The following is a 23424-nucleotide window of genomic DNA, read 5'->3' as shown; positions in this document are numbered from 1 at the left end:
CGCGACAGCTGCCGCATGCGCGAATATACGGGGCCGGGGGCGGGCGCGCCCGGGCCGGACGGGGCAGGCGCGGCGCGTTTCCGGCCCCCGGGTCCCGGGTCCGGCCGGAAGGGCCGACCCCGGGGGGACCGGGGGGACCGGGGGGACCGGCCGGCCGGTGCTACGCGTCGTCCAGGCCGCGTTCGATGGCGTAGCGGACGAGTTCCACGCGGTTGTGCAGCTGGAGCTTGCCGAGGGTGTTCTGCACGTGGTTCTGCACCGTGCGGTGGGAGATGACGAGCCGTTCGGCGATCTGCTTGTAGCTGAGGCCCTTGGCGACCAGGCGCAGCACCTCGGTCTCCCGGTCGGTCAGCCGGGGTGCCTTGGACGCGCCGCTGTCCGGAGCGGGTGCCGGGTCGGAGGCCAGCCTGCGGTACTCGCCGAGGACCAGTCCGGCCAGGCCCGGCGTGAACACCGGGTCGCCCACGGCCGTGCGGCGCACCGCGTCCTGCAGGTCCTGGGTGGAGGCGGACTTCAGCAGATAGCCGGTGGCGCCGGACTTCACCGCCTCCAGGACGTCGGCGTGCTCGCCGCTCGCCGAGAGCACCAGCACCCGCAGCGCCGGGTTCGCGGCGACGACCTCCTTGCAGACCTGGACGCCGGGCTTGCCGGGCAGGTTCAGGTCGAGGACGAGGACGTCGGGGGCGACGGCCTTGGCGCGGCGCACGGCCTGGTCGCCGTCGCCCGCGGTGGCGACCACCTCGAAACCGGACTCGGACAGGTCCCGGGCGACGGCGTCGCGCCACATGGGGTGGTCGTCGACCACCATCACCCTGACCGGGGCCTGTCCGCCCCCGCCCGGCGCTCCGCCCCGCTCTCCGCCCGTCTCTCCGGCTGCCGTGTCGGTCATCGCTGCTCCGCCTTCCCCCGTACGTCCTGTTCGTCGCTGTGGCGCTTGGGCACCTTCAGCTCGACCTCCGTGCCCTGGCCGGGCACCGAGATCAGTTCCGCGCTGCCGCCGAGGTCGCGCAGCCGCCCCCGGATCGACAGGGCCACCCCGAGCCGCCCCTCGCCCTCGGCCTGGGCGAGCCGGCCCTCGGGGATGCCGGGCCCGTCGTCGCGGACGGTGACGATCACCTCGTCCGGTTCGTCCTCGACCAGGATCCAGGCGCGCGCGTCGGGCCCCGCGTGGGTGCGTACGTTGTCCAGGGCGGCCCCGACAGCGGCGGCGAGTTCCCGCGCGGCGGCCGGCGCGAGCGGCACCGGAGCCCCGGGTTCGGCGAGGCTGACGAGGGCGCCGGCGTACGGGGCCAGCAGGGTGCGCAGGTCGACGGGGACGGCACCGGTGCCGTCCCCGTCCTCGTCGGCGGTCCCGTCCGCGGTGCGCGGGTCCGCCGCTCCCCCGGCCGCGTCCTCCGCCCCTCGGGGGAGGGGCACCAGGCCGCCGGAGACCAGGGTGCGCAGCGCCACCTCCTGTTCGCCGGCCATCCGGCCCAGCTCGGCCGCCTCGCCGCCGATCACCGCGCCGCGCCGCTGCACCATCGCGAGCACCTGGAGCACGCTGTCGTGGATGTCCCGCGCGAGCCGCTCCCGCTCCCTGGTCGCGGCCTCGATCTCCAGGGCGCGGGCGAGGGTGCGCTCGGAGGCGCGGGCGACCTCGACGACATAGCCGATGGCGATGGACGCGACCCAGACGAGGATCACGTTGTGCACGGTGTCGCGGGCGGGGCCTCCGCGCTCGATCAGGTTGGCGACGGCGACCAGCGTGGAGGCGAGGGCGGCCCAGCGCCAGCCGCCCTTGATGGCGAAGGCGAGCACCGCGCCCGCGGTCCATATCGACGGCATGGTCGGGCCGCCGGCCGCGATCCGCTCCGGGGCGTCGGCGACGGGGGTGAGCAGGATGCCGGTGAGCGCGACGGTCAGGTCGGCGGCGAGGAAGCGTCTGGTGCAGGCGGCCGCGTTGGCGACCCGGGGCAGGGTGGCCAGTGTCCATACGGCCAGCAGGGCGAAGTAGGCGACGGCGAGCCAGGGACGCTCGAACCTCTCGTAGGCGGTGGCGAACAGGCCGACCGCGTACACCATGGTGAGGACCCGGTAACCGGCGAGCGCGCGCCACAGCGGCTGCTCGACCGACATCCTCATGACTCTCTCGCGCCTGGGCATGTCTCCCCCACCCTTCGACCCCCGGCCCCCGCCCCCGCCCGCAGGCCCTAGGGGTCGGACCGCCGCTGCTCGGCAGCCTGCTCCCTCTGGGCTTCCTTCTCCGCTTCCTCGCGGAGTTCCTTCTGAAGTTCCTTCGCCGCTTCTTTCGCCGCTTCCTTCTCCGCCTTCTCGGCGCGGGCGAGTTCGGCCTTCTCCGCCTTCTCGGCGTCCTTCTCGGCCTTCGCCGCCTCCGCGAGCTGCCGCTTCATGGCGGTCGCGTACATGTCGACGTACTCCTGGCCGGAGAGCTTCATGATCTCGTACATGACCTCGTCGGTCACCGCGCGGAGCACGAAACGGTCGTGCTCCATTCCCTGGTAGCGGCTGAACTCCAGCGGCTTGCCGATGCGGATGCCCGGCCGGATCAGCTTCGGGACGACCTTCCCCGGCGGCTGGACCTTCTCCGTGTCGATCATGGCGACGGGGAGCACGGGCGCGCCGGTGGCGAGCGCCACGCGTGCGAGGCCACCCGGCTTGCCGCGGTAGAGACGTCCGTCGGGCGAGCGGGTGCCCTCCGGGTAGAGGCCGAACAGCTCGCCGCGTTCGAGGACCTCTATGCCGCTCCTGATCGCCGCCTCACCGGCTCCGCGCGCGCCGGAGCGGTCCACCGGGAGCTGCCCCGCGCCCTTGAAGAAGGCGGCCGTCAGCCGGCCCTTCACCCCCGGTGTGGTGAAGTACTCGGCCTTGGCTATGAAGGTGACCTTGCGGTCGAGGACGGCCGGCAGGAAGAAGGAGTCGGAGAACGACAGGTGGTTACTGGCCAGGATGGCGGGACCCTCGGCGGGGACGTTCTCCAGGCCCTCCACCCAGGGCCTGAAGGCAAGCTTCAGCGACCCTCCGACGGTGACCTTCAGCGCGCCGTACAACAACCGAGTGCCTTCCTCTTTGTGTGGGTCAGACCCTAACCCGGAGTCCCGTCAATGGCTCCGACGACCCTGGTCGGTGTCAGTGCGGTCGCGTACGGTGAAGGTCCTGCAACCCGTGTGCAGCCCGTCGACTCCCTCGACTCCTTTCTTTCCACGATGTCCACGACTCCGAGGACTCTTACGACCGGGAGGCCGAAAGTGCCGCTCCTGACCGGAGCCGAGCCGTATCGCCACGAGGGCGGGGAGACCGCTGTCCTCCTCTGCCACGGCTTCACCGGTTCGCCTCAGTCGCTGCGCCCGTGGGCGGAGCATCTCGCCGAGCACGGCCTGACCGTCTCGCTGCCCCTGCTCCCGGGGCACGGCACCCGCTGGGAGGATCTGCGGACCACCGGCTGGCAGGACTGGTACGCGGAGGTGGACCGCGAGCTGCGACTGCTGCGGGACCGCTGTTCGCGCGTGTTCGTGGCCGGCCTGTCCATGGGCGGCGCGCTGGCCCTGCGCCTGGCCGCGCGGCACGGCGACGCGGTGAGCGGCGTCATGGTCGTCAACCCGGCGAACCGGGTGCACGGCGTGGCCGCGCACGCCCTCCCGGTGCTCCGTCATCTCGTCCCGGCGACGAAGGGCATCGCGAGCGACATCGCCAAGCCGTCGGTCGAGGAACTGGGCTACGACCGGGTGCCGCTGCACGCGGCGCACTCCCTGCGCACCTTCCTGCGCCTGCTCGACGGCGAGCTTCCCCAGGTCACCCAGCCGCTGCTGCTCCTGCGCAGCCCGCAGGACCATGTGGTGCCGCCCGCGGACTCGGCCCGGATCCTCGGCCGCGTCTCGTCTCTCGACGTGACGGAGGTCCTGCTGGAACAGAGCTACCACGTGGCGACGTTGGACCACGACGCGGAGCGGATCTTCCAGGAGAGCACCGCGTTCATCGGGCGGCTCGCACCCGGCACCGTCAAGGAGCCCGGTCTCGGCAAGGAAGGGACGACCACAGGTGGCTGAGCACGACTCCGACCGCGAGGACCGCGAAGGGCGTGAGGACCAGGAGGCCCGCGAGGCGCGCGAGGCGCGTGCGGGCCGGGGGCGTGACGGCAGCGGCCCGGAGCGTCAGGACCAGGACGTCCCCTTCGACGAGGACGCCGCGTGGGAGGCGATCGTCGCCGGATACGGTGACGAGCCGCAGGACCCGGCGGGTGCCAAGCCGTTCAAGTCGGTCGAGGACCTGGCACTGCTGGAGTCCGACACCAACACCGACACACGGACCGAGGCCGCCGACGACGGGGCGCCGGCCGAGGCGCCGACGCGGGCCGGGGACAAGCCGGTCAAGCCGCTGGGCGGTTCGGTCGCCTTCGCCCCGGGCGTGGGCGGCCCGCGCGACTACAGCGTGTCCGAGCCGTCGGAGAGCGACTTCGACGACGGCGACGAGGGCCACTTCGTACCGCCGGAGCCCCCGCCGCTGCCCGAGACCGACGTCACGTCCAAGTTCGCGTGGCTGGGGGTCCTGGGCGGTCCGGTGCTGCTCCTGCTGGCGGTACTGCTCGGCTGGGAGATGACCTGGTGGCTGACCACGCTGTGCATCGGCGGCTTCCTGGGCGGCTTCGGCACGCTGGTGATGCGCATGCGCACGGACGACGAGGACGACGACCCGGGCCGGGGCGCGGTGGTCTGAGGGCGCCCGGGATCAGGCGGCCGGGACTCTGAGGGCGGCCAGGACCGGAAGGTGGTCCGTGGCCGCCCTCAGGTCGGTCCCGGTCACCCCGGGCTGACCGTGCGGCACCCCGCAGCCCAGGACCTCGACGCCCTTGGTGGTGAAGAGCGCGTCGATGCGCTGGTGCGGATCGGCGGGGGTCGAGGTGTACTCGCCGCCCCAGGGCGCCGCCGCCCAGCAGTCCGTCAGCTGCTCGCCCGCCAGCCGACGGAAGGTACGGCCGTCCGGCCGCTCGTTCAGATCGCCGCCGGCGACCGCGTGCTCCACGCCCATCTTGGCGAGCCGGTCCAGGAGCATGCCGCCCTGTGCGTACCGCTCGTCCTTCTGCAGCGACAGATGGCAGCTCAGCACGCCCAGCCGGGCCCCGCCGAACCGTACGACGGCGGTGGCGAAGCCGCGCCGGTGCAGTCCCGGGGTGAGCGGCAGCAGCACGTCCTCGGTGCGCTCGACGGTCCCCCGCAGCGAGCACAGGATCGCGGGACCGGCGGCCGTGGCGCCCCCGGAGAGGACCACCAGCCCGGTGGCGGAGGCCAGCCGGGCCAGTTTCTTGCGCCAGCGGAAGAACCGCGGCGCCTCCTGGATCAGGACCAGATCGGGGGCGCACGCGGTGATCACCCGGGCGAGGGCGTCCGTGTCGTCGTGCATCGACCGGATGTTGTAGCTCAGGACGCGGATCACGGCCGAACCGTCGGACTCGGTCCGGGAGTCGGGCAGCAGCGGGGTCGTCGCCATGCGGGTCAAGATACGCCGACCCGCACGACCGGAAGCGCCCTGCGGGCCGGCACCGGCACGAAGTGAACCGGTCGGCGACCCGCGCACCCGGGGGGATCACGCCACGCGGACGAGGGGAGCGCGGACCGCTGCCCGCCCTTCTCCTTGAAGGCGCGCACGGTCCCGGCGCGCAGGGAACGGCTGCCGGGAGGGCTGCCCGGCGCCCCGGGCCGATCGGGCCCTGGCTATCGTGACGGTCACGATCGCAGGTCAACTCCCGGGCGCGACAAGGGGAATCACGGTGGAGCAGCAGGACGCGGGCATGGACACCTCCTTACGGATCGACACCGGCAAGCCGCATCCCGCGCGGATGTACGACTGGTTCCTCGGCGGCAAGGACAACTACCCGGTGGACGAGGAGCTGGGCCGGCAGCTGGTGGGGTTCGCGCCGGTCATCCCGGTCATGGCGCGGATGAACCGGGCTTCGTGCACCGTGCCACCCGCTGGGCGGCCGGCCAGGGGGTGCGGCAGTTCCTCGACGTCGGGACCGGTATCCCGACGGAGCCGAACCTGCACCAGGTGGCCCAGGAGGTCGCTCCCGACGCACGGGTCATGTACTGCGACAACGACCCGATCGTGCTGGCCCACGCCGGAGCGCTGCTCCGGGGCGCCCCCGAAGGGGTCGTCGACTATGTGCAGGCGGACGCCCATGACACCGCCGGCATCCTGGAACGCGCCCGCGGAACACTGGACTTCGGCCGGCCCGTCGCCCTCTCCCTGATCGCGCTGCTGCACTTCATCGGCGACGAGGACGGGGCCCACGAGCTGGTGGAACGCCTCAAGGAGGCTCTGGCGCCGGGCAGTTACCTGATCATGTCCCACCTCACCCCCGACTTTCACCCGGAGGAGGCCTCGCGGAAGGTCAGCGACCTGTACAAGGCGGGTGGACTCACCATGGACATGCGCAGCCGGGAGAGGTTCGCCCGCTTCTTCGAGGGGCTGGAGCCCGTGGAGCCGGGCATCGTGGCGGCCGAGGACTGGCATCCGGAGCTGAGGGAGCCGGTCCCCGGCCAGGAGAACGTCCTCAGCGGGTCCTACGTGGCGGTGGCACGCAAGGAGTGATCCCGGCACGGGGACGCCCTCCCGGGCGGGGACGGCGTCCCGTGCGAAAGTGCGCGGGCACCCGCGCACCGGGCTCGCCCTCCTCCGAGAACGGCGGCGCCCGCCGTCCCCGGAGGGGTCGGGCGGGCGCCGCCGTGCACGGGGGTGGGTGGGGAGGTCACATCACCGGATCGGGTTCCCGGGCCAGGTCCGCCGCGCCCACCAGGCCGGCCTTGTTGCCGAGCTCGGCGGCCCGGACGTCGGCGACCGGGCGCCAGTTGCCGCCCACCAGCCAGCGCTTGTACGACTTGCGGATCGGGTCGAGGAGCAGTTCCCCCTCGTCGGAGAGGCCGCCGCCGACGATGAAGGCGGAGGGGTCGAAGAGGGAGGCGAGGTCGGCCAGGCCGGCGCCGACCCAGCGGGCCAGCTCGCGGTAGGAGTCGACGGCCACCGGGTCGCCCTGCCGGGCGGCCATGGAGACGTGCTTGCCCTCGATGCCCTCGGGGGTGCCGTCGCCGAGGGCGAGCAGCGTCTCCGCGTTCTCCGGGGTCGCGTTGGCGCGCTGGGTGGCGTACCGGACGAGGGCGCGGCCGGAGGCGTACTGCTCCCAGCAGCCCTGCGAGCCGCAGCCGCACAGCAGGCCGTCCGGGACCATCCGGATGTGCCCGAACTCGGCGGCCACGCCGAAGTGGCCCCGGCGCAGCTTGTTGCCGATGATGACGCCGCCGCCGAGGCCGGTGCCGAGCGTGATGCAGATGACGTTGCGGTGGCCCTTGCCGGCGCCGAACTTGTACTCGCCCCAGGCGGCCGCGTTCGCGTCGTTCTCCACGACGACCGGGAGCCCTACGCGGGCCTCGACCTTCTGCTTCAGCGGCTCCTGGCGCCAGTCGATGTTGGGGGCGAAGTACACCGTCGAGCGCTGGCGGTTGACGTATCCGGCCGCACCGATTCCCACGCCGACGATCTCGTTCCCCGCGCGTGCTCCCTCCACCGCGGAGGCGATGGCGTCCACGATGCCGTCGGGCGTGCCCGGGGTCGGCACCTTGTGGACCGAGAGGATGTTGCCGTCCTCATCGACCACGCCGGCCGCGATCTTGGTGCCGCCGATGTCGACGCCGATGGTGAGTCCCATGAATCCCTCAGTTCCGGTCGAGCCCCGCTACCGCCCACGGTACCCGAGGCCCTGAGGTCGGCTTCCCTGTACGGGACACCTGCGCGGGCCTCCGGGGCCCTTCCGGAGGATCTTCGCCGGCCCGGGTCCCCGGGCCGTCACCGTTCCTCAGTCCAGGTCGATGCGCTCCCCGCCGGGGCCGGACTCGTCGCCCCGGTCACGGCGGTGGTCCCCGCCCGTGCCGCCGCCGTCGCCGCCGCGCTCGCGGCTCCCGTCCGCGGTGCCCGTGGTCCCCTCGGTGCCCTCGGCGTCCTTGGCGTCGTCCGGGTCCCAGGGGCGGGTGTCGCGGGTGGTCCAGCGGCGCTCCTGGTCCTGGACCGCGGAGCGGTAGGCGGCGAGGAGTTCGTTGCCGGCGGCGGCGAGGTGGTCGAAGACGTCCGGGTTGCGTTCGACGACCGGTTCCACGGCCGCCTTGGCCTGCTGGACGACCTGACGCACCACCTGCTGCGCCGCCGGTCCGGCGACCGCGCCGAACAGCGGCGACCCGAGCCCGGTGAGCCGGTCGAGCTTCTCCGCGACCACGTCCGCGAGCTTGCGCAGTTCCTCGGCGGCCGACGCGGGGGGCGGTCCGTACTGAGCGCGGCGGCGGGCCTGCTCCGCCTCGAGGTCCTCGGCGCACGCCGTCGCCCAGGCGTCCGCGTCGACGGACCGTACGTCGGAGTCACCGGGCCGTCCGTCGTCGGTGGCGGCCGTGCGCGCGTCGGACGCGGAATCGCCCACGGGCTCGTCCCCGGTGTCGTCGGGCGGGGGGAGCTGTTCGCTCATGACGGACTCCTGACTACGGTCGGCCCCTCCGACGGTACCCGAACGGGGGTACCTGCTTCACGGGGTGCGCGGCCACAGCCGCGGATCCGGCCGGAACCGGATGCGCAGTTCGTCCTCGCGCAGGGCCGCGCCGTCGACGGTGCAGCGGCGCAGCGCGGAGGGCAGCGGGACCGTCCGCCGGAACGGTCCGGCGGTGACGGCGATCTCGTCGCCGTGCCGGATCAGGTCCAGTTCCTCGCGCCGGGCGCCGGGCAGCGGGATGTGCCAGACCAGGACGCCGTCGTCGGCGAGCCGGTCGATGACGGGCCACTCGGCCGTCACGGGCCCCGCCTTGTCGCCGGAGGCAGCGGATGCGACGGGTGCGGCGGGCACCCCGGGTACGGCGAGCGCGGTCAGGTCGTCCGGGCCGCGCGGGTCGCGGCCGAGGTGGGCGACGGGGCGGACGTCGTACGTCTGGCGCCACTCGTCCAGCGTCTTGCGCTGCTGGGCGACCGGACCGGCGAGCCAGCTGTCCTCGACGCTCTCGGGCAGCACCCGGCCGGCGACCAGCACGTCGGTGCGCAGTGTGCGCAGGGCGAGGCCGAGTCCCGCGGTGCGTACGGCGGCGGCGCCGGCGGGGCCGGGTTCGGCGACCAGCCGTACGGTGGTGTTCCGGTCGGCGAGGACGGCTTCGACGGCGGCCAGTTCGGTGTCCCACCGGGCGGCCGTCCCGTACAGCCATTCCGCGGGCATCGGGACTCCGGCGAGGCGGCCGAGCACGGGGCGCAGGGCGCGGGCGGCCTGGCGTTCCGGCGGGAGCAGCCTGCGCATGGCGCGGCGGAGGTCCTCGGGGAGGGCGAACAGGGCCAGGGCCCGCTCGGCGGGCGGCAGGTCGACGACGAGCAGGTCGTACGGCCGGGACAGCGCGGCGTCCCGCAGGGCACGCAGCACGGAGAGTTCCTCGGCGCCGGGCAGCGGGCCGAACTCCTCGGGGTCGAGCCGGGACGCGCCGAGCAGGTCGAGCGCCGAGGCGGCCCGGTCCTGCAGTGCGGCCAGGTCGGCACGGAAGTCCTCGCCGGCGTCGACCCGTCGCGCGGTGAGGCCCGGGGCGACCTCTACGGGCGCGGCGCCGACGGGCGTGCCCAGCACCGCTCCCAGCGTGTCCGTCCGGTCGGTGCCGAGCAGCAGGACACGGGTGCCCGCACGGGCGGCGGCGAGCGCGGTGGCCGCCGCGACGGTGGTACGTCCGCTGCCGCCGGGGCCCGTGATCAGGAGGGTACGCATGAGGGTGAACGCTACCGGTGCACGCACCCGCCCCCGACCGGCCGGAAGGGCGACAGCGTGCTACTCGGCGCCCGGCTTGCCGCCGGATCCGGTCCCCGGCTCGGTACCGGACCCGGTCCCGGCGTCGGTGCCCGGTTCCTCGCCGGCCTCCACCCGCTTCTTCAGCCCCGCCAGGGCCCGGTCGATGATGACCTTCTCGGCCTTGCGCTTGATCATGCCGAGCATCGGGATCTTGACGTCGACGGTGAGCCGGTAGGTGACCTCGGTGGCGCCCGCGCCGGCCGGCTTCAGGAGGTAGGAGCCGTCCAGGGAGCGCAGCATCTGGGACTTCACCAGCGTCCAGGACACCTCGTGCTCACCGGTCCAGGTGTACGCGAGGGTCTGGTCGTCCTTGATCGCGCCGGCGTCCATGACGAGGCGCACCTGCTCCGCACGGCCCTGGCCGTCGGTCTCGAGGACTTCCGCCTCCTTCACCTCGCCGGTCCAGTCCGGATAGCGGGCGAAGTCGGCGATCACCCCCATGACTTCGGCCGGTGCCGCCTCGATCGTGATGCTCGAGCTGGTGTGTTCCGCCATCGCCGTGGCTCCTCCAGATGCGGGCCGTAGTCGGATCGCCGTGCGCGGCCCACGCGCACGCCCGTGCAGCGGAAGGCTATCGCGCGCCCTGCCGGCGCAAGTCACCCGACCTGGGACATCCTCACCATTCGAGGGCCCAGGGCCGGCCGCGGCTCGCGAAGTGCCCCACGTTCACGCACTCGGTGGCCCCGATCCGCATGCGCCGGGCCAGTGGCTGGTGCACGTGCCCGAACAGCGCGTACCGGGGCCGGGTGCGGTGGATGGCGTCCAGCAGGGCGCGGCTGCCGCGCTCGAAACGGCGGGCGACGGTGTCGTACACCAGTTCCGGGACCTCCGGCGGGATGTGCGTGCACAGCACGTCGACCTCGCCGACGGCCTCGATCTTCGCCGCGTACTCCTCGTCACTGATCTCGTACGGCGTGCGCATGGGCGTGCGCAGTCCCCCGCCCACGAAGCCGAAGACCCGGCCGCCGATCTCCACCCGCTCGCCGTCGAGGACGGTGGTGCCGGGGCCGGCGTACTCCGGCCACAGGGCCGGTATGTCGACATTGCCGTACGTGGCGTACGTGGGGGCGGGAAAGGCGGCGAACAGCTCGGCGTACTGCTTGCGCACCGCTTTCCGGATCGCCGAGGCGCGGTCCGCGCCGATGCCCGCCCACAGCCGGGCCTGGAAGTCGCGCGCCTCCTCGAAGCGGCGGGCGGTGCGCAGTTCCACGATGCGGTCGGCGTTCTCCGTGCCGAACAGGTCGGGGAAGATGCCGCGCGAGTGGTCGGCGTAGTCGAGGAAGAGCACCAGGTCGCCCAGGCAGATCAGGGCGTCGGCGCCGTCACCGGCCGTGGCCAGGTCACGGGCGTTGCCATGGACGTCGCTGACCACGTGAACGCGCGTACGGCGGTTTCCGGCCGGTGTGGATGCCATGGCGATCAAGCGTAACCAGAGTGCGGCCCTCGTGAACAGTGGCGGCCGGACCTGCGGTTACTGGCTCCCGCTCAAGGCGGTGCACTACTGTGCGCGATGGCAATCAACCCGTCCACCTACTTGTGTGACGCAGCGAACATCTCGCGGGACCCCCCTGTCGTTCCGGCCATACCGGCGGGTAACGTCCGGGCAGTCCACTCGTGCTCAGGGTTTCAACAGGTGAATCCTCGAGCACCCGCCCGAGCCTTGGACCGCGCTGTCGTCGCATCCCACACCGTCGTGGCGCCGGCGCCCTAAGAGGAGCAGCAGTCTTGCGCGAGTTCAGCCTTCCGGCTTTGTACGAGGTCCCTGCGGACGGCAATCTGACCGACATAGTCCGCAGAAACGCCGCGCAGCATCCCGATGTCGCCGTCATGGCCCGCAAGGTCGCCGGCGTGTGGCAGGACGTGACGGCCACCGCCTTCCTCGCCGAGGTGCGGGAGGCCGCCAAGGGACTCATCGCCTCCGGCGTCCAGCCCGGCGACCGGGTCGCCCTGATGTCGCGCACCCGCTACGAGTGGACCCTGCTCGACTTCGCGATCTGGAGCGCCGGCGCGGTCACGGTGCCGGTGTACGAGACGAGCTCGGCGGAGCAGGTGGCCTGGATGCTCGGCGACTCCGGTGCCACCGTCTGCGTGGTGGAGTCGGACGGCCACTGCGCCATCGTCGAGTCGGTGCGCGACCGGCTGCCCGCGCTGAAGCACGTGTGGCAGATCGACCGCGGCGCGGCCGGGGGCGGCGCGGTGGAGGAGCTGGGCCGCCTGGGCCGGGACGTCGCCGACGAGACGGTCGAGGAACGCAGCTCCGTCGCCGGTGCCGACGACCCGGCGACCATCATCTACACCTCCGGGACCACCGGCCGCCCCAAGGGCTGTGTGCTCACCCACCGCAGCTTCTTCGCCGAGTGCGGCAACATAGTGGAACGGCTGCGTCCGCTGTTCCGCACCGGTGAGTGCTCGGTCCTGCTCTTCCTTCCGCTCGCGCACGTCTTCGGCCGGCTGGTGCAGATAGCGCCGATGATCGCGCCGATCAAGCTGGGCTGCGTCCCCGACATCAAGCAGCTCACCGACGAACTGGCCTCGTTCCGGCCGACGCTGATCCTGGGCGTCCCGCGGGTCTTCGAGAAGGTCTACAACTCGGCGCGCGCCAAGGCCCAGGCCGACGGCAAGGGCCAGATCTTCGACAAGGCCGCGGACACCGCGATCGCGTACAGCAAGGCGCTGGACACGCCGTCGGGGCCGTCCCTCGGCCTGCGGATCAAGCACAAGGTGTTCGACAAGCTCGTGTACGGCAAGCTGCGCGCGGTGCTCGGGGGGCGCGGCGAGGCCGCCATCTCCGGCGGCGCCCCGCTGGGCGAGCGCCTCGGCCACTTCTTCCGCGGCATCGGCTTCACGGTGCTGGAGGGCTACGGGCTGACCGAGTCGTGCGCGGCCACCACGTTCAACCCCTGGGACCGGCAGAAGATCGGCACGGTCGGCCAGCCGCTGCCCGGTTCGGTGGTCCGCATCGCCGACGACGGCGAGGTCCTGCTGCACGGCGAGCACCTGTTCAAGGAGTACTGGAACAACCCGGGCGCGACCGCGGAGGCGCTCGCCGACGGCTGGTTCCACACGGGTGACATCGGCACCCTCGACGAGGACGGGTACCTGCGGATCACCGGCCGCAAGAAGGAGATCCTCGTCACGGCGGGCGGCAAGAACGTCGCCCCGGCGGTGATCGAGGACCGGATCCGCGCGCACGCGCTGGTCGCGGAGTGCATGGTCGTCGGCGACGGGCGGCCGTTCGTGGGCGCGCTGGTCACGCTCGACGAGGAGTTCCTGGGCCGCTGGGTGGCGGAGCGCGGGAAGCCCGAGGGGTCGACGGCGGCGTCGCTGAGCGAGGACCCCGAGCTGCTCGCCACGATTCAGGCGGCCGTCGACGACGGGAACGCGGCGGTCTCCAAGGCGGAGTCGGTGCGGAAGTTCCGGGTGCTGCCCTCGCAGTTCACGGAGGAGTCGGGGCATCTGACTCCGTCGCTGAAGCTGAAGCGGAACGTGGTGGCGAAGGACTTCGCCCATGAGATCGAGGCGATCTACTCGAAGTAGGGTTCGGGGCCGGCCGGTGGCCGGCGGCCGGCGGCCGGTCATGGCGCGGGCTCCCTGTGGTGCGGGGGCCCGCGTTGTGGTGTGGGGCGGGGAGGCAGGGCTTCTTCCGCCCCGGGTCCCCGCGGCTCCTCCGGCGCCGAAGGGGCTGATCCTCCCGGAGCCGGTTACAGCAGGGTCTTCAGGGTTTCCGCCAGGAGGTCCCAGCGCCATTTCTGCTCGACCCAGGCCCGGCCCCGTTCGCCCATGCGGTGGCGGAGTTCGGGGTCGGCCAGGAGGGTGATGATGCGCTCGGCGGACTCGGCGGGGGTGTCGCCGCGGACGACCCAGCCGGTCTCGCCGTCGAGGACCGCGTCGGGGGCGCCGCCGGAGTCGCCGGCGACGACGGGCAGGCCGGTCGCGGAGGCCTCCAGGTAGACGATCCCGAGCCCCTCGACGTCCAGTCCCCCGCGCCGGGTCCTGCACGGCATCGCGAAGACGTCGCCGGCGCCGTAGTGGGCGGGCAGCTCGGACCAGGGCACGGATCCGGTGAAGCGGACGGAGCCGGCCACCCCGGTGTCGTGCGCGAGGCGGCGCAGGTCCTTCTCGTAGGGCCCGCCGCCGACGATCAGCAGGACGGCGTCCGGCTCGGCGGCGAGGACCGCGGGCATCGCGCGGATCAGCGTGTCCTGTCCCTTGCGCGGCACCAGCCGGGAGACGCAGACGACCACCGGGCGGTCCGTCAGGCCGAGCCGGGCCCGGACCTCGTGGCCGCCGGATCCGGGGTGGAACGTCTTCTCGTCGACCCCGGGCGGCAGTTGCACCATCCGCGAGGCCGCCTCGGGCGTGAGCGCACCGGCGATCCGCGAGCGCGTGTACTCGCCGAGGTAGGTGATCGTGTCCGTGGACTCCCCGATCCGGCGCAGCAGTTGCCGGGCCGCGGGCAGCTGGGCCCAGCCGGCCTCGTGGCCGTGGGTGGTGGCCACGATCCGCTCGGCGCCCGCCCGGCGCAGCGCCGGTGCCATCAGTCCGAGCGGCGCCGCCGCCCCGAACCAGACCGAGGTGCACCCGTGTTCGCGCAGCAGCCCGACGGCCTGCCGGGTCGTCTGCGGGGTCGGCAGCAGCATCGGCGTACGGGCGCGTACGACGGTGAAGGGCTGTTCGGCGTCGAAGGCGGCGGTCGCCCGGACGCCCTCCCGGGAGCGCTTCCAGGTCGAGGCGTACACGACGAGTCGCGCGGGATCGAGGCGCAGCGCCATGTTGTGCAGAAACGCCTGGATACCGCCCGGCCTGGGCGGGAAGTCGTTGGTCACGATCAAGGTCTTGTGCATCGTGGCAGACCCTACCGAACCGGTGTGTCCGGACCGTGGGCGCGGCGGGCCACTGTGGCACTCTCTCAGGGGCGCGGGACATCATGGCCCCTCGAGGCCCTCACAGGGCCGCACACGGACGCGCAGGGACGGGCAGGGATCACGTGGACACGACGGGCTCGCGCGGGTACCCGGCTCGGCTGCCGGCGCACCGGCAGGCGGTGTTGCGGCCCCTGCTGGTGTGGGGACTGACGAGAGCGCTGCTGCTGTCGTTCGTCCTGAAGGTGATCATTTTTCCCGGGCCGGACGTCACCAGCGACGTGTCCGTGATCTACCAGGGCTGGTACGACGTCCTGCGCGCCGGAACGTTCCCGCTGGACGACGTCACCTGGCAGTACCCGCCCGCGGCGGCGCTGGCGATCCTCTCCCCCGGCCTGCTGCCGTTCCTGGAGTACGCGACGGCGTTCTTCGTCCTGGTGTTCCTCGCCGACCTGGCCACCCTGGCCCTGCTGCTGTACGCGGGCGGGCGGCCGGGCCGGACCCGGCTCGGTGCCTGGGTGTGGGTGGCGGGCGTGCCGCTGCTCGGGCCGACGGTGTACGCCCGCTACGACGTGATGGTGACCGCGGTGGCGGTGGCCGCGCTGCTGGCCGGGTCCCGGCGTCCCCGGCTGCTGGGGGCGCTGGCGGCGTTCGGCGCGCTGCTGAAGGTGTGGCCGGCGATGCTGCTGCTCGGTGTCCGCCGGCGTTCCGCGTGGGTGTCGGCCGTGGTGACCGGGGCCGGCGTGGCGGCCGTGTTCGCGGCGCTGATGCCGGGGGCGTTCGCGTTCCTGGGTTTCCAGCGCGACCGGGGCACGGAGGTGGAGTCGCTGGGCGCGCTGGTCTTCCATGTCGCCCGGCATCACGGCTGGGACGGTGAGGTGCTGCTGAACTACGGCTCGGTGGAGTTCCTCGGCCCGTACGTGGACGGGGTCAGCGCGGGCGCGATGTTCCTGAGCGGGGCGGCGCTGGCCTGGCTGCTGCTGTGGCGGCTGACGGCCCGCCGTTTCGAGCCGCACACCTTCGTCGACGCCGCGTTCGTGGCGGTGCTGATGTTCACCGTCACCAGCCGGGTGATCAGCCCGCAGTACGTGGTGTGGCTGGTCGGGCTCGCCGCGGCCTGTCTGTGCCACCGGGCGAGCCGGATGCGGGTGCCGGTGGCCCTGGTGCTGGTCGCGTCGTTCGTGACGGTGCTGGAGTTCCCGCTGTGGTTCGCGCACGTCGTGGCCAGTGACGCGCTCGGGGTCACCCTGCTGTTCGTGCGCAACGGCCTGCTGGTGGCGGCCACGTTCCTGGCCGCCCGCACGCTGTGGCGCTCGACGGTCACGCACGGGCTTCCGGCCGGTCCGGCCGGCCCGGCTCCCGCTCCGGAGGCCCGCGCCGCGAAGGCGCCGGTCTCCCCCTGACCCTCCCGCCGGTCCTGCCCCTGTGCCTGCCCCTGTGCTTGTCCCTGTGCCTGTGCCTGCGCCTGTCCCTGGTCCTGTGATCCGGGTCCTCAGCCGAACTGCTCGCGCAGGTAGCCCTGCCAGCGCGTGGTGAACTCCTCCGGTGTGGTGCCGAGGACCCGCTGCATCGCGTCCTCCACCGCGCCGTCCCGTTGCCCGTGCGCGCCCACGGCCCGGTAGAAGGCGCCGAGCCGTTCCTCTCCCCAGTGCTCGGCGACGAGGCGGCAGGCCATCCAGCCGCTCTCGTAGGCGCGGGCGAGGCCGTCGGTGTCGGCGGTGAAGCCGAAGTCGTCGTCGGCCGGCAGCCCGGAGGGCACCTCGCCGTGACTCACCGCGCGGGCGAGCTCCGGTGCCACCTCGGCCGGGACGTGGTCGCCGCCCCGGTAGCCGACCCAGTCGGCGAAGCCCTCCGACAGCCACAGCGGGGTCGCGGCGGTGGTGTGGGCCCGGGTGGCGACGTGGGTGGTCTCGTGGGTGACGACGACCTGCCGGCCCGAGTCGCCGAGCAGGCCGAAGGCGTCCGGGTTGACGACGACCCGGTCCGCGGGCGCCCGGGCGTCGGCTCCGGTCTCGCCGGTGGTGACGGCCGCGATGCCCCGGTAGGAGGAGGCGGGCGAGCCCAGCAGTCCCGCCATGTCCTCCAGGGACCCCGGGACCAGGACGACGACCCGCCGCGCCCAGCGCGGTCCCCACGCGTCCGACACGGCGGGCACCGCCCGGTCGGCCAGCGCCGCGTAGTCGCGCAGCTTCACGTCGGTCTGCCCGACGCCGAGCACCAGGCTCCGTTCTCCGTGCACGGCGCGCACCGCGCCCTGGTCCCACAGTTGGCGGCCGGACTTCCCGGCCGGCCGGTCGGAGACGACGGTCCACCGGCCGTCCTCGTCCCGGCTCAGGCGCAGGGTGCGGGCGGTGGTGACGGGGGCCCGGTCGTAGCCCTCGACGCGGTAGCCGAGGTCGGCGTCGACGGTGGCGGTGTCGCCGGTGCGGTGCACGGCGTTGACCCGGTAGCTCCAGTCGGCCAGCGGCACCTCGCGCAGACTGTCGTATCCGGCCCGGGTGCCGGTACGGGCGTAGGCGGCGGCGTCCTCGGCGAGGACGGCGTCGGCCCGCCGGTCGAGCAGGGCCTGCACCTCGGCGCGGGCACCGTCGACGGCCGGCCCTCCGCCGCACGCGACCAGGGCGACGAGCAGGGAGACGAGCAGCAGGCACCGCACCGCCGCCACCGGCTCCCCGGGCACCCACCTTCGATCAGCCATCCTTGTGAGGGTACGGGCGCCGGGCCATTCGGGTCAGACCGCCTGGAGCGACGGCCCCGGCCGGCCCCTCGCGACCGGCCGGCCCGTCGGGGCCGCCCGTTCCGGTCAGACCCTGGTGACCGACGAGACGGGCATCATCCCGACCGGGTCGTAGCGGACGGGGGCACCGGGATAGGGCGCGTGGATCACCTGGCCGTTACCCATGTACATGCCGACATGACTGGCGTCGGCCCGGTAGACGACCAGGTCGCCGGGCCGGACCTGGGAGAGCGGGACCTGCGTGCCGGCGTACCGCTGGGCCTGCGAGGTCCGTGGGAGGGCGACCCCGGCCTGTGCGTACGACCACTGCATCAGGCCGGAGCAGTCGAACCCGAAGGGCCCGTTGGCGCCCCAGGCGTAGGGCTTGCCGAGGGCGGAGCGGGCGGCGGCGACGGCGGCTGCCGTACGGCCGGAGAGGGCGGTGACGCCGTCCGGGCCGGGCAGGTCCGCGCCGCGTCCGGAGCGGGTGGCCCTCTCGTGGGCGGCCCGCTCGGCGTCGGGGAGGGCGTTGATCAGCCACCGGGCCCGGGCGAGCTTGCGCTCGACGGTCTTCTTGTGGGCGGCGACCGCCTTGCGGCTGCGGTCCAGCTCACCCAGCTTGCGGGAGGTCTCCGTACGGTCCTGGTCCAGGGTGCGCACGGCTTCCTGGAGCCGCTTCAGCTCGCCGGCCCGGCGGGCGGTGAGCCGGTCGAGCACCGAGGCCCGCTCGAGGTAGTCCTCGGGGTCGTCGGAGAACAGCAGCGCGAGGGACGGGTCGAGTCCGCCGGAGCGGTACTGGGCGCCGGCCAGCGAACCCAGCGACTCTCGCATGCCGTTGACGCGCTCCTGCTGCCGGGCGATCTCGTCCTGGGCGGCGTTGACCTGCTCCCGCAGGGTGTCCGCGCGCTCGTCGGCCTTGTTGTACGCCTCGGTCGCCCGCTCGGCCTCCGCGTAGAGGCGGTCCACCTCGGTCCTGGGGTCCTCGTGCGGGGTGGCCGTGGCCGGTACGGCGCCGAGGGCGGCTGCCGCCACGGACAGGAGGCCTACGGCGACGGTGGTGCCCCGGTCGGGACCCGGGGACGGTGCAAGGCGGCGATGGGACCCCACGGGGAACCGCGCTCCTTCCGCTGACGGACGGGGAAACGCGGGAGACAGTAGCCGTGGGGCGGGCGGCCGACCCATGGCCTCGGCGGCCACACACGGTGACGCCCCGCCTCCGACGCAGGTCACAGGCGGGGCGTGGGGCCGGGCGGCGGTCGCGCGATTCCCCCGAACGGGGGCACGCGTCCGGGTCCGGAAGCGGTCGGGAGCGGTCGGGCAGGACCGGTGCGCGCCCTGAGCCGGCCCCGGCCGGGGCCGGCTTCGGCGGAACGTCAGACGCGGACGCCGAACATGAACGGGCCGCCGATGGTGTTCATCGACTCGTAGCGGACGACGGTGCCGCTGCGCGGGGCGTGGATGACCTGGCCGTTGCCCGCGTAGAGACCCACGTGGTGCAGGTCGTTGAAGAAGAAGACCAGGTCGCCGACCTGGAGCTGGCTGGCCGAGTAGATCTTGGTGCCCGCGCCGGTCTGCGCCTCGGAGGTACGCGGGATGGAGACGCCGGCCTGGGCGTAGGCCCAGGAGGTGAGGCCCGAGCAGTCGTAGGAGGACGGGCCGGTGGCGCCGTAGACGTACGGGGTGCCGAGCTTGCTCTGGGCGGCGGCGAAGGCGGCGCCGGCGCGGCCGGAGCCGCTGCCGACCGAGGCGGAGCTGCCGGTGTCGGTGCTGGTGGCCTTGAGGACCTCCCGCTCGCTGGCGCGGGTGGCGCGCTCCTCCTCCTCGGCGAGCTGTGCCTTCTCCTCGGCGGTGAGGGTGTTGAGCAGCTTCTGCGCGGCACCGAGCTTGTTCTGGACTTCCGTCTTCTTCTTGCCCAGTTCGGTGCGGGTGGAGGAGAGGTCCTTGAGCTTCTCGGAGGCCTCGGAGCGCTGCTGGGCGAGCTCGCGCTGCTTCTCCTGGATCTCCTTGAGCGCGTCGACCTGCTGGGTGCTCAGCTGGTCGAGGGCGGACGCCTTGTCGAGGTAGTCGTCCGGGTCCGCGGAGAGGAAGAGCTGGAGCGAGGGGTCGATGCCGCCGCTGCGGTACTGGGCGCTGGCCATCGAACCGAGGCCGTCGCGCAGCTCGTTGAGCTCCTGCTGGCCCTTGGCGACGTTGTCCTGGATCGTGGAGATCTCCTTCTGGAGCTTCTCCTGCTTCTCCTTGGCGCCGTTGTACTTCTCGGTGGCCTGCTCCGCCTGCTGGTAGAGCTTGTCGACCTTGGCCTTCACCTCGCCCTTGCTCGGCTTCTCGCTGGGGGCCGCGTTGGCGGCCTGCGAACTCAGGACGACGGCAGCTGCGGCAGCGGTGGTGAGCACTGTGACACGTGCCCGGTTCGGCTGCTTGGGACGACGGTGGGACGCCACGGAGGCGAGCTCCTTCTTCCTCCAGCCGCCTACCGAGACGCCGGTGGGCGGGGCCTCCGCCGTCGCCACCCCATGTGAACGATCACCCGAGCGGAGGTTCGAGCCCCGACCCTAGTGATTCTCTTGTGATCAGTTCAAATCCCCGGACATGAATTCTCGGTCACAGTATGTTTCTTTGCCTTCAACTCACCTGCAGTGACGCTTCCTTGACACTACGTTGCGTCAATACCGCGTCAATCCGGGCAATCGGCGGGTATGTTGCGGTTGGGTCTTACGTTCCGGATGGGGCGTACCGCGCTTTGCGCCCCGCGGGGCCGGCGCGGGCCCTCTAGGCCCGGGAGAACCGCTTCAGCAGGACCGCGGAGGCGACCGGGCGGGCGCCCGCGCGGGCGACTCCGTCGGCGACCTCGCGGTCGGTGGAGACGACGATGACGGGCCGCCCCGGCGGCTCGGCGCGGACCAGCTGGCGGATCAGTTCGTCGGCGGTGACGCCCGGCTTGGAGAACAGCACACGCACCCCGCGCGGCGGCGCGAGCAGGACGGGAGCGGCCAGTTCGGCCCCGTCGAAGACGCAGGTCACCTCGGCGCCGGTCTGCGCGGCGAGCTGGGCGAGTTGGCCCAGGATCCTCAACCGCTGCTTCTCCAGGGGCATCTGGGGATAGCCGGTCTTGGTCACGTTGTAGCCGTCGACGACGAGATGCGCCTGCGGCAGCGCCAGCAGCTGGTCGAGGATGGCCGGGTCGCCCTCGGACAGCGCGCGGGCGGCGATGTCCTTGGGGGACATGCTGCCGGGCTCGACGGCGTCCACGGTCTCCGCGGGCCGGACGGACACGGGAGGCAGCGCGAGTTCGCGACGGAGCCCCTGGGCGGCGTCCAGTACGGTGTCCAGGAGCAGCCGTACCCGCATGTCCTCGACGCTGCGCCCCTCGCGGGCGGCCCGCCGGGCCGCCTCCAGAGCGGCCTCCGACTCACCGAGGCGCGCCTTGAGCCGCCGGGACTCGCTCTCGGCGGCGGACACCTGGGCCTGCCCGTCCGCGCGGACGGCGTCCATCTCGTTCTGCAGCTTGCGCAGCGCGGCCGCACCGCGCTTGACGTCGCTGAGCGCGGACCGCAGCTTGCGGTGCAGGGAGTCGGCTTCCTTCCTGGCGGCTTCCAGGTCGGTACGCAGCCGCTCGGTCTCGGACCTGGTGTGCTCACGGGCACGGGCGAGCTCCCCGCGCAGCCGTTCCAGCTCGGCCCGGGTCTCCTCGTCGGCACGCTCGGCGTCGGCCCGCTGGGCCTCCTCGCCGGCGGCGGTCACCAGTTTCACCCAGCCGGGAGGCCGCATGACATAGGCCGCGGCCGCCACGTCCAGCGGGTCCGCGGCCGGGGGCGGGGAGCCTGAGTCGAGGGCGCCGGCCAGTTCCGGCTGGGCCTCTCTCAGCCGCTCCCCGATGCGCTGGCGGAACAGCGGCTCGGTCTCCAGGGCGGCGGCCATCGCGTTGCCGGCGAACTTGGCGCGGCGGGTCGGGGTGAACCGGGCGTACTGCCTGAGCTGGGCGGGCAGCTCGGAGACGGTCAGTCCGCCGAAGCCGTCGGAGACGAGCTGGACGACCCGGCGGCGCACGCCGTCGGGCAGCGGACGGTCGAACACCTCGGCGGTGCCGTCCTCCGACCCTCCGTCCGCGGTCTCCACCATCGGTCACACCCCATGCCTGTGTCCGACCCCGCGTACGGGGTCCCCTGGGCGGGGCCCGCTCCCTCAGGAGCCGGCGCCCGGCCTGTCGACGAGTTCCACCTGATCCACGGCGTTGCACCAGCGGCACCGCACCGACTCGATCGTCTCACCGAGGACCTCGCGCTCCTCGACCTTCGGCTCTCCCGCCAGGTCGAGGTGGACGTACTCCACGACCTTGGACGAGCGGGTCACGTCGAAACGGGTCAGGTTGCCGCAGAGGGTGCAGCGCCACCGCGTCGAGGCAGTCGGCAGGGGAACCGTCATCGTGGCTGTTCGCCTTCCTTCCAGTGTCCGTGACGCGGCGGGCACCCGGCGCGTCTGGCACGTAACCCTACGGCCTGGCGGGTCTTCGCCGCCCGCCCGTCCACGGCGGCGAGGCGGTCTGTGCTGGTGCGTCCGGTTACGTCATGCTCTGTGTTCATGATCCGTAACTGGGGCGCGGCGGCGGCCGGGGTGCTGAGGCGCCCGTCGGCACCGGTGACCCACACCCTCATCGCCGTGTGCTGCCTGGTCTTCCTGATCGGGCCGGCCTCGGGACTCGATCCGGGGTACGGGACCGGGGACGAGCTGCTCGCCGCGCAGCGCGGCTACTTCCGCCACTGGGGGGTGATTCCCGCAGACGTGTTCGAAGGGTCCCCGTGGAGCGCCCTCACTCCGGCCACGGCCCTGTTCGTCCACGGCAGCTGGGTGCATCTGCTCGGCAACATGCTCTTCCTCCATGTCTTCGGGACGATGACCGAGGCACGCATGGGCCGCCTGCGGTTCACCCTGTTCTACGTCGGCTGCGGGTACCTCGCCCTGCTCGGGTACGCCGTCGCCAACGCGGACTCCGAGCAGTCCCTGGTCGGTGCCTCGGGGGCGATCTCGGGGATCCTCGGCGCGTTCCTCCTCCTGTTCCCCCGGGCGCGGGTGACCAGTCTGCTGCCGTTCCTGTTCTTTCTGCCGGTGCGCTTCCCGGCGTGGGTGGTGCTGCCGTTCTGGGTGGTGCTGCAGTGGCTGGCGGCGGGGCAGGCCTCCGACGGGCCGGGGGTGGCGTATCTGGCCCACCTGGTGGGCTTCGGGCTGGGCTTCTGCTGGGCGTGGGCGCGTTTCACGGGGGCGACTACAGTGAGGAGCGCACCGGCTCCGGCCCCCGAGGGAGAGAACCAGCAGTGATCACCGCGATCGTCCTCATCAAGACCAGCGTGGACCGGATCCCCGAGATCGCGGAGCGGATCGCCGCGCTGGACAGCGTCAGCGAGGTCTTCTCCGTCACCGGGACCTACGACCTGATCGCCATGGTCCGGGTCAAGGAGCACGAGGACCTGGCGGAGGTCATCCCGGGCCGGATCAACAAGATCCCGGGCGTGGAGGGGACGGACACCCACGTGGCGTTCCGCACATACTCGCAGCACGACCTGGAGGCCGCGTTCGCGATCGGCCTCGACAACTGACCGGCCCGGACCGGGAGGGCCCGCGCGGCGGGAGTGCCGGGACGTCCGAGGCGTCCCGGGCAGCCGCGAAGGGCCGAAGGTGAAGAGTTCTTCATCCGGGGCTCATCCATGCCGTCCGGTCCGGCCCGCAGGATCGGTTCCATGGTTTTTACTCGCCGGATGGCGGCCCTGGCCGTCGTCGTACTGATCCCGCTGGGTGTCGCCGCGACCAGCTACGCGCTCTCCGACAGCCCCGCGCAGCCCACGGTCCCCTCCGCCGCCAGCTCCCGCAGTCCTCCGTCCACCCCTCACCCCGCCCCCTCGGCCCGGCCCGGAAAACTTGCTCACCCCACCCAACGAGCACCACCCGCCAAGGTCACGCATTCGGCAGGCGAACCCCCATTCCCCTCTCCCGGCAGGACAGCACCCACTCCC

Annotated in this window: 21 protein-coding genes and 1 pseudogene; 7 read left to right on the top strand and 15 right to left on the bottom strand. The window is 72.9% G+C overall.

What is annotated here, in order from left to right:
• Nucleotides 1-160 precede the first annotated feature (160 nt).
• The 3 genes from ACIF80_RS07470 to ACIF80_RS07460 are packed head-to-tail and all read right to left on the bottom strand — an operon-like array spanning nucleotide 161 to nucleotide 3035.
• Nucleotides 161-889, bottom strand: coding sequence for a response regulator (locus ACIF80_RS07470; protein WP_399800540.1), 729 nt, complete (start codon nucleotides 887-889; stop codon nucleotides 161-163).
• Nucleotides 886-2142, bottom strand: coding sequence for a MacS family sensor histidine kinase (macS, locus tag ACIF80_RS07465; protein WP_399800537.1), 1257 nt, complete (start codon nucleotides 2140-2142; stop codon nucleotides 886-888). Before macS ends, ACIF80_RS07470 begins: the two co-directional genes overlap by 4 nt.
• Nucleotides 2143-2189: 47 nt before the next feature.
• Nucleotides 2190-3035, bottom strand: a complete 846-nt coding sequence (locus tag ACIF80_RS07460; protein ID WP_399801236.1) for a lysophospholipid acyltransferase family protein — start codon at nucleotides 3033-3035, stop codon at nucleotides 2190-2192.
• 210 nt (nucleotides 3036-3245) lie between these two features.
• Between ACIF80_RS07460 and ACIF80_RS07455 the strand changes: the two genes are divergently transcribed.
• Nucleotides 3246-4043 (top strand): alpha/beta hydrolase, encoded by a 798-nt coding sequence (locus ACIF80_RS07455; protein ID WP_399800535.1) that lies wholly within the window; start codon nucleotides 3246-3248, stop codon nucleotides 4041-4043.
• A complete protein-coding gene (locus ACIF80_RS07450) occupies nucleotides 4036-4710 on the top strand; it encodes a hypothetical protein (protein ID WP_399800534.1) in 675 nt (224 codons plus the stop codon). The genes ACIF80_RS07455 and ACIF80_RS07450 overlap by 8 nt, the downstream gene beginning before the upstream one ends.
• A gap of 12 nt (nucleotides 4711-4722) precedes the next feature.
• Here ACIF80_RS07450 and ACIF80_RS07445 read toward each other — a convergent pair whose 3' ends face one another.
• Entirely contained in the window at nucleotides 4723-5481 is a 759-nt protein-coding gene (locus tag ACIF80_RS07445) for an endonuclease/exonuclease/phosphatase family protein (RefSeq protein ID WP_399800531.1), read from the bottom strand.
• Between the two features lie 301 nt (nucleotides 5482-5782).
• On the opposite strand from ACIF80_RS07445, the pseudogene ACIF80_RS07440 reads away from it, so the two are divergent.
• Nucleotides 5783-6582 (top strand): annotated as a pseudogene (locus tag ACIF80_RS07440) (SAM-dependent methyltransferase).
• Nucleotides 6583-6739: 157 nt separating this feature from the next.
• Here the strand turns inward: ACIF80_RS07440 and ACIF80_RS07435 are convergent.
• From ACIF80_RS07435 to ACIF80_RS07415, 5 genes are all read right to left on the bottom strand, one after another.
• Nucleotides 6740-7693 (bottom strand): ROK family glucokinase, encoded by a 954-nt coding sequence (locus ACIF80_RS07435; protein ID WP_055592065.1) that lies wholly within the window; start codon nucleotides 7691-7693, stop codon nucleotides 6740-6742.
• A gap of 147 nt (nucleotides 7694-7840) precedes the next feature.
• Nucleotides 7841-8497 carry a DUF5304 domain-containing protein gene (locus ACIF80_RS07430; RefSeq protein WP_399800528.1) on the bottom strand — a complete coding sequence of 219 codons (657 nt, stop codon included), beginning with the start codon at nucleotides 8495-8497 and terminating at the stop codon, nucleotides 7841-7843.
• A gap of 57 nt (nucleotides 8498-8554) precedes the next feature.
• A complete protein-coding gene (locus ACIF80_RS07425; protein ID WP_399800526.1) occupies nucleotides 8555-9760 on the bottom strand; it encodes an ArsA family ATPase in 1206 nt (401 codons plus the stop codon).
• A gap of 60 nt (nucleotides 9761-9820) precedes the next feature.
• On the bottom strand, nucleotides 9821-10336 hold the full coding sequence (locus ACIF80_RS07420) for an SRPBCC family protein (protein WP_399800523.1): 516 nt from the start codon (nucleotides 10334-10336) through the stop codon (nucleotides 9821-9823).
• Nucleotides 10337-10457: 121 nt separating this feature from the next.
• Nucleotides 10458-11255, bottom strand: a complete 798-nt coding sequence (locus ACIF80_RS07415) for a metallophosphoesterase (RefSeq protein WP_399800521.1) — start codon at nucleotides 11253-11255, stop codon at nucleotides 10458-10460.
• Nucleotides 11256-11566: 311 nt separating this feature from the next.
• On the opposite strand from ACIF80_RS07415, the gene ACIF80_RS07410 reads away from it, so the two are divergent.
• Nucleotides 11567-13378: an AMP-dependent synthetase/ligase gene (locus tag ACIF80_RS07410; RefSeq protein WP_399800519.1), complete on the top strand. Its 1812-nt coding sequence runs from the start codon at nucleotides 11567-11569 to the stop codon at nucleotides 13376-13378.
• Between the two features lie 164 nt (nucleotides 13379-13542).
• Here the strand turns inward: ACIF80_RS07410 and ACIF80_RS07405 are convergent, their stop codons facing one another.
• Nucleotides 13543-14685, bottom strand: a complete 1143-nt coding sequence (locus ACIF80_RS07405) for a glycosyltransferase family 4 protein (RefSeq protein ID WP_399800518.1) — start codon at nucleotides 14683-14685, stop codon at nucleotides 13543-13545.
• A 143-nt stretch (nucleotides 14686-14828) separates the two neighbouring features.
• Between ACIF80_RS07405 and ACIF80_RS07400 the strand changes: the two genes are divergently transcribed.
• Nucleotides 14829-16106 carry a glycosyltransferase 87 family protein gene (locus ACIF80_RS07400; protein ID WP_399800515.1) on the top strand — a complete coding sequence of 426 codons (1278 nt, stop codon included), beginning with the start codon at nucleotides 14829-14831 and terminating at the stop codon, nucleotides 16104-16106.
• Nucleotides 16107-16195: 89 nt separating this feature from the next.
• Here ACIF80_RS07400 and ACIF80_RS07395 read toward each other — a convergent pair whose 3' ends face one another.
• The 5 genes from ACIF80_RS07395 to ACIF80_RS07375 all read right to left on the bottom strand — a co-directional run bounded on the left by ACIF80_RS07395 (nucleotide 16196) and on the right by ACIF80_RS07375 (nucleotide 21841).
• A complete protein-coding gene (locus tag ACIF80_RS07395; RefSeq protein WP_399800513.1) occupies nucleotides 16196-17401 on the bottom strand; it encodes a hypothetical protein in 1206 nt (401 codons plus the stop codon).
• A 105-nt stretch (nucleotides 17402-17506) separates the two neighbouring features.
• Nucleotides 17507-18526, bottom strand: coding sequence for an NlpC/P60 family protein (locus ACIF80_RS07390; RefSeq protein WP_399800510.1), 1020 nt, complete (start codon nucleotides 18524-18526; stop codon nucleotides 17507-17509).
• 266 nt (nucleotides 18527-18792) lie between these two features.
• Nucleotides 18793-19860 carry an NlpC/P60 family protein gene (locus tag ACIF80_RS07385; RefSeq protein WP_388433099.1) on the bottom strand — a complete coding sequence of 356 codons (1068 nt, stop codon included), beginning with the start codon at nucleotides 19858-19860 and terminating at the stop codon, nucleotides 18793-18795.
• Between the two features lie 328 nt (nucleotides 19861-20188).
• Nucleotides 20189-21538: an NYN domain-containing protein gene (locus ACIF80_RS07380; protein WP_399800507.1), complete on the bottom strand. Its 1350-nt coding sequence runs from the start codon at nucleotides 21536-21538 to the stop codon at nucleotides 20189-20191.
• Between the two features lie 63 nt (nucleotides 21539-21601).
• Nucleotides 21602-21841, bottom strand: coding sequence for a hypothetical protein (locus ACIF80_RS07375; RefSeq protein WP_042165845.1), 240 nt, complete (start codon nucleotides 21839-21841; stop codon nucleotides 21602-21604).
• Between the two features lie 156 nt (nucleotides 21842-21997).
• Between ACIF80_RS07375 and ACIF80_RS07370 the strand changes: the two genes are divergently transcribed.
• Both ACIF80_RS07370 and ACIF80_RS07365 read left to right on the top strand, forming a co-directional pair.
• Nucleotides 21998-22732: a rhomboid family intramembrane serine protease gene (locus tag ACIF80_RS07370; protein WP_399800505.1), complete on the top strand. Its 735-nt coding sequence runs from the start codon at nucleotides 21998-22000 to the stop codon at nucleotides 22730-22732.
• Nucleotides 22729-23010, top strand: a complete 282-nt coding sequence (locus ACIF80_RS07365; protein WP_055596069.1) for an Lrp/AsnC family transcriptional regulator — start codon at nucleotides 22729-22731, stop codon at nucleotides 23008-23010. The genes ACIF80_RS07370 and ACIF80_RS07365 overlap by 4 nt, the downstream gene beginning before the upstream one ends.
• The last annotated feature ends 414 nt before the right edge of the window (nucleotides 23011-23424 follow it).

Source organism: Streptomyces sp. NPDC085927 (genome assembly GCF_044540975.1).
Lineage (GTDB): Bacteria > Actinomycetota > Actinomycetes > Streptomycetales > Streptomycetaceae > Streptomyces > Streptomyces hirsutus.
The sequence above is the reverse complement of the archived record's forward strand: the minus strand, read 5'-3'. Positions and strand labels throughout refer to the sequence as shown.

Excerpts from the sequence above, each read along its gene's own strand:
- ACIF80_RS07470 (WP_399800540.1), bottom strand. The coding sequence starts at position 889 with ATGACCGACACGGCAGCCGGAGAGACGGGCGGAGAGCGGGGCGGAGCG.
- macS (WP_399800537.1), bottom strand. The coding sequence starts at position 2,142 with ATGCCCAGGCGCGAGAGAGTCATGAGGATGTCGGTCGAGCAGCCGCTG.
- ACIF80_RS07445 (WP_399800531.1), bottom strand. The coding sequence starts at position 5,481 with ATGGCGACGACCCCGCTGCTGCCCGACTCCCGGACCGAGTCCGACGGT.
- ACIF80_RS07435 (WP_055592065.1), bottom strand. The coding sequence starts at position 7,693 with ATGGGACTCACCATCGGCGTCGACATCGGCGGCACCAAGATCGCGGCC.
- ACIF80_RS07430 (WP_399800528.1), bottom strand. The coding sequence starts at position 8,497 with ATGAGCGAACAGCTCCCCCCGCCCGACGACACCGGGGACGAGCCCGTG.
- ACIF80_RS07425 (WP_399800526.1), bottom strand. The coding sequence starts at position 9,760 with ATGCGTACCCTCCTGATCACGGGCCCCGGCGGCAGCGGACGTACCACC.
- ACIF80_RS07420 (WP_399800523.1), bottom strand. The coding sequence starts at position 10,336 with ATGGCGGAACACACCAGCTCGAGCATCACGATCGAGGCGGCACCGGCC.
- ACIF80_RS07415 (WP_399800521.1), bottom strand. The coding sequence starts at position 11,255 with ATGGCATCCACACCGGCCGGAAACCGCCGTACGCGCGTTCACGTGGTC.
- ACIF80_RS07405 (WP_399800518.1), bottom strand. The coding sequence starts at position 14,685 with ATGCACAAGACCTTGATCGTGACCAACGACTTCCCGCCCAGGCCGGGC.
- ACIF80_RS07395 (WP_399800513.1), bottom strand. The coding sequence starts at position 17,401 with ATGGCTGATCGAAGGTGGGTGCCCGGGGAGCCGGTGGCGGCGGTGCGG.
- ACIF80_RS07380 (WP_399800507.1), bottom strand. The coding sequence starts at position 21,538 with ATGGTGGAGACCGCGGACGGAGGGTCGGAGGACGGCACCGCCGAGGTG.
- ACIF80_RS07375 (WP_042165845.1), bottom strand. The coding sequence starts at position 21,841 with ATGACGGTTCCCCTGCCGACTGCCTCGACGCGGTGGCGCTGCACCCTC.
- ACIF80_RS07370 (WP_399800505.1), top strand. The coding sequence starts at position 21,998 with ATGATCCGTAACTGGGGCGCGGCGGCGGCCGGGGTGCTGAGGCGCCCG.